The sequence below is a fragment of the Methylobacterium sp. WL18 genome, from assembly GCF_008040015.1.
In the GTDB taxonomy this organism is placed as follows: domain Bacteria; phylum Pseudomonadota; class Alphaproteobacteria; order Rhizobiales; family Beijerinckiaceae; genus Methylobacterium; species Methylobacterium mesophilicum.
In genome coordinates this window covers 1-2,728 of the sequence record NZ_VRVD01000628.1, presented here as the reverse complement: position 1 = coordinate 2,728, position 2,728 = coordinate 1, and the positions used below count along the sequence as shown (strand labels likewise).

The 2,728-nt window shown below is 69.5% G+C and carries 1 protein-coding gene and 1 pseudogene; one reads left to right on the top strand and one right to left on the bottom strand.

Annotated elements, in window-relative coordinates:
- Positions 1–175: 175 nt before the first annotated feature.
- A complete protein-coding gene (locus FV228_RS26050) occupies positions 176–2,041 on the bottom strand; it encodes an ABC-F family ATP-binding cassette domain-containing protein (RefSeq protein ID WP_147857186.1) in 1,866 nt (621 codons plus the stop codon).
- A 331-nt stretch (positions 2,042–2,372) separates the two neighbouring features.
- On the opposite strand from FV228_RS26050, the pseudogene FV228_RS26045 reads away from it, so the two are divergent.
- Positions 2,373–2,728: pseudogene (locus FV228_RS26045) on the top strand (phosphohydrolase); the annotation flags it as partial.

Genomic DNA, 2,728 nt, shown 5'->3' with positions numbered 1-2,728 from the left:
ATGCTGGCTGGCGCCTTCTGCTCAAACCGCTCCAGGACAGCCCGCCACGGGCAACCCGATCCGTCCGATGCTTGCGTCATCGCAACGAGTTAGGCCCGAGCCAAACACCTTGAAAGGGCTGGGTCCGCGACCTTTTGAAACCAGGACTTTCGTGATCAGTCCTGGAAGCAGTGCCTCACGCCGCCTCGATCTCGGCGCTGACGTTCAGCCACTCCTCCTCGGCGGCAGCGAGGGCGTCCGCCGCGTCGGAGCGCATCTTGGCGATCTCCCCCGCCTTGGCCGCGTTCTCCCGGAAGGCCGTGCCGTCCTCGAGCGCCGCGTCGATCTTCTGGATCGCCGCCGTGAGCTTGGCCATCCGCGCCTCGATCCCTTCGAGCCGCTTGCGCAGCGGCGCGAGGGCGGCCCGGCGCTCGACCCCGGCGCGGCGCGCCTCGGCCTTCTGGCCGCCTGCGGGCTCGATCTCGCGTGCGTCCTCGCGCTCCGGTCCGGACAGGACGAACCGGCGGTAATCGTCCATGTCGCCGTCGAAGGTCTTCACGGTGCCGTCGGCCACCAGCCAGAGGCGATCCGCGCAGGCCTCGACCAGGAAGCGGTCGTGGCTCACCAGGATGACGGCGCCCTCGTAGTCGTTGATCGCCTCGACCAGGGCCTGGCGGCTCTCAATGTCGAGGTGGTTGGTCGGTTCGTCGAGGATGAGCAGGTGCGGGCCGTGGAAGGCCGCGAGCCCCATCAGAAGCCGCGCCTTCTCACCACCGGAGAGTTTCTCCACCGGCGTGTCGGCCTTGTTGGCGCCGAAGCCGAGCCGGGCGGTGGCCGAGCGTACCTTCGCCTCCGGCACGTCCGGCATCAGCGTCCGCACATGGGCGTAGGCGCTCTCGGCCGGGCGCAACTCGTCGAGCTGGTGCTGGGCGAAATACGCCACCTCCATCTTGGACGACCGCCGCATCTCCCCGGCGATCGCCCCGAGCCGGCCGCCGATCAGCTTGCAGAAGGTCGACTTGCCGTTGCCGTTGGCGCCGAGCAGCGCCACCCGGTCGTCGGGCGCGAGGTTGAGGTCGAGCCCGCTGAGGACGACGCGGTCGCCGTAGCCGGCCTTGACCCGTTCCATGGAGACGATCGGGGGCGAGAGCGGCTTTTCCGGGCTCGGCAGGTGGATCACCGGCACGTCGTCCTCGATCAGCGCGGCGATCGGCTCCATCTTGGCCAGCCGCTTCACCCGGGATTGCGCCTGCCGGGCCTTGGTGGCCTTCGCCTTGAACCGGTCGATGAAGCTCTGCAGATGCGCGCGCTCGGCATCCTGCTTCACCTTGGCCTTGGCGAGCAGCATGCGCTTCTCGGAGAGCTGCTTGGCGAAGCTGGTGTATCCGCCGCGGTAGATCGTCAGCTTGCCGCGGTCGAGATGCAGGATGTGATCGACGCTGGTGTCCAGCAGGTCGCGGTCGTGACTGATGATGATCGCGGTGCGCGGGTAGCGCTCCAGATAGTCGTAGAGCCAGAGCGTGCCCTCGATGTCGAGGTAGTTGGTCGGCTCGTCGAGGAGCAGGAGGTCGGGTTCCGAGAACAGCACGGCGGCAAGCGCCACGCGCATCCGCCAGCCGCCGGAGAAGTCCGCGCAGGGCCGCGCCTGGGCGGACGCATCGAAGCCGAGCCCGTGCAGGATCGCGGCGGCGCGGGCCGGCGCCGAATGCGCGCCGATATCGACCAGCCGGGTCTCGATCTCGGCCCGGCGCAGGCCGTCGGCATGCTCGGCCTCCGCCATCAGCCGGGCTCGCTCGGTGTCGGCGGCGAGCACCACCGCGTGCAGCGTTTCGGGGCCGGCCGGGGCTTCCTGGGCGACCGCGCCGATGCGCATGCCCTTGGGCAGGGAAACGGACTTCGCGTCCACCGGCAGGTCGCCGAGGATCGCCTTGAACAGCGTGGTCTTGCCGGCGCCGTTGCGCCCGACGAGACCCACGCGCGCGCCCTCGGGAATCGAGAAGTTCGCGGAATCGAGGATCAGGCGATCGCCGATGCGGTAGGTGAGGTCATGGACGCGCAGCATGGCGGCGTTCTGGCGGTCCAGACGCGGGGAGGCAAGCACCCTGACGCTGTGGCTGCGCCCCGGAGGCCCGGGCGAGCCGACGCAGGACCCCATCGTCGATCAGCGGGCGCGATGGCGAAATCGGTAGAAGCCGCTTTAACGGAATCGCATGACTCTCCGATGATTGTGCGAAGTTTCTCCGGTGACTGTGCAGCGTCCGTCGTTCGAACCGATCAATGTCCGTTTTGAGGCGGTAATACCGTCGCGGGCCCGGGGCCTGGCGTCGGATGCAGGTCTGCCGGGGTGCGCGCCAGTTGGGCGCCGTGATGGGAGAGGTGTTTTGGGTCGCACCGTGATCCTGACTGACGATCTCGGCCGCGGCGAGCGCCTAGCGCGCAATCTGGGCGGCGGCCCGAGCCTCGTCCTCCACGACCTCTACGGCGATGCGGAGCCGCCCCGGGGGGCGGACCTGGTGATCAGCGATGTCAGCGCGCTGACTTCCGACGCCGTGCTGCGCCTGCGCCGGACGCTGGCCGTGGCGCGCGAAAAGGCCACGCCGTTCCTGGCGCTGATCCACGGCAATCTCGGGCGCGGCGAGATCCAGGCGACCGCCCTCGGGGCCACGCGGATCCTCCCGGCCTCCGCGGCCAACGCCCTGCTGGCCAGCGCCGTCATCGGGTCCGCCTCCGGCCGCGCTCAAAGCCGCGA